The organism is Bradyrhizobium sp. UFLA05-89 (genome assembly GCF_059803475.1).
Window position 1 is genome coordinate 1 of sequence record NZ_JBANBA010000255.1, and the last position, 1598, is coordinate 1598.

The window sequence follows — 1598 nt, forward strand, 5'->3', positions numbered from 1 at the left end:
CTCCAGGACAGATCTTGATCGCGTCCGGGCGAACGCCAGCCTCACCCAATGACTGCAAGAGGGAATGACCGGCATCATCATCACCGAGACGTGTGTAGAAATGTGGCCGAAGGCCAAGTCGAGCGGCAGCGACAGCCTGGTTGGCGCCCTTCCCTCCGGGGTTGCGGGTGAGCGTACCCATCAGGCTTTCGCCCGGCGTTGGAAGGCGTTCGACGTTGAAGCTGAGATCCAGATTGGTCGTTCCGAAGAACATCAATGGCCTGGCACTCATTTTACAGCACCGAAGGTAAGGCCACGTTCGAGGTGGCGTTGGCCGATCACGATCAGAATGACGGGAATGATCATCGTCACGACCAGGCCTGCCGCCATAACAGGGTAGAATTGCACGCCCGGATTGAGCAATTTGAGAAGAGCGACCGTCACGGGCGCCTTGGTCGAGGAGAGGATCAGACCAAGGGCAAAGTTGTGCCAGGCGAGTAGGAAAATGAGCAGCGAGGCACCGATCAGGCCCGGTTTCAAGAGCGGCAGCACGATGTGCAGCACGATCCGGAAGGGCTTGGCACCATCCATGGCAGCCGCTTCCTCGATGTCCTTTGGGATATCTTCGATATAAGAGCGGCTCAGCCAGACGATCATTGGTAATGTGACGACCTGATAGACCCAGATCATACCGATATAGGTGTCATACAATCCGATCGTCTGGAAGACGCTGAAGAGAGGGATGACGACCAGGAGGACAGGGGCGAAACGGAATCCGAGAATGAAGAACGCAATGTCTTCCTTGAGCGGTATGTCCCGCCTCGCCAGGACGTAGCCGGCAGGCACTCCCACGAGCAGAGAGATGAAGACGGAGCCAAGCGCAATGATGACGCTGTTCGTAATCGGCGTGAGGAAATCGACCTTGATAGTGCCGTAGCTGGTCGCTCCTGCCTGCGCGACATCAAATAGGACGCGAAAGTTTTCCAATGTGGGCGAGAACAGGAAGCTTGGCGGCCAGGTCATGACCTCGGCCTGCTGCTTCAACGACATCATTACGATCCAAATAAGTGGAAAGGCCAGGATCAATGCGCAAATGCCGACGAGGATGTTCAATACCAGGTTTGTGGGCGTCGAGCGATTGAACCGCATGCGCTGCTTCCTCAGCTTACGCGCTGCCGAACAAAGCGCCACAGCTTGACCATGGCGAAAGTTCCGAACAGAACGATCATCCAGTTGACGACCATAAGGGCGGCACCACGCCCAAAGGCGAGATGTTGGAATGCGGTAATGTAGGCGCGCACCGAAAGTACCGAGGTGCTGTTGCCGGGCCCGCCTTGGGTTGTCCCGAATATGATGTCGAACTGATTGAGGGACTCGATCAGCCGAAACACTGCCGCGATCAGCATGTATGGAGCAATCAGCGGCAGCTCGATATGCAGGAAGGTTGCCCAACCCTTCGCACCATTGACGCGAGCGGCCTCCCTCACCTCCTCGTTGATCCCTTGAAGGCCAGCAAAGATGATCAACGCGAAGAACGGCGTATAAGTCCATACGTCGATCAGGATCAGGGAGGACATCGCTGTGCCGGGATCTGAAATCCATGCAAACCGGCCAATGCC

At 56.6% G+C, this 1598-nt stretch carries 3 protein-coding genes; all 3 read right to left on the minus strand.

Going from position 1 to position 1598, the window contains the following annotated elements; genetic code table 11:
• On the minus strand, positions 1–271 hold a 271-nt coding region (locus SO139_RS46085; RefSeq protein WP_498542140.1), incomplete at its 3' end, for a PfkB family carbohydrate kinase.
• A complete protein-coding gene (locus SO139_RS46090; RefSeq protein ID WP_449379866.1) occupies positions 268–1128 on the minus strand; it encodes a carbohydrate ABC transporter permease in 861 nt (286 codons plus the stop codon). The genes SO139_RS46090 and SO139_RS46085, both read right to left, overlap by 4 nt.
• A gap of 11 nt (positions 1129–1139) precedes the next feature.
• Positions 1140–1595 (minus strand): carbohydrate ABC transporter permease, encoded by a 456-nt coding sequence (locus SO139_RS46095; RefSeq protein WP_498542141.1) that lies wholly within the window; start codon positions 1593–1595, stop codon positions 1140–1142.
• Positions 1596–1598 lie beyond the last annotated feature (3 nt).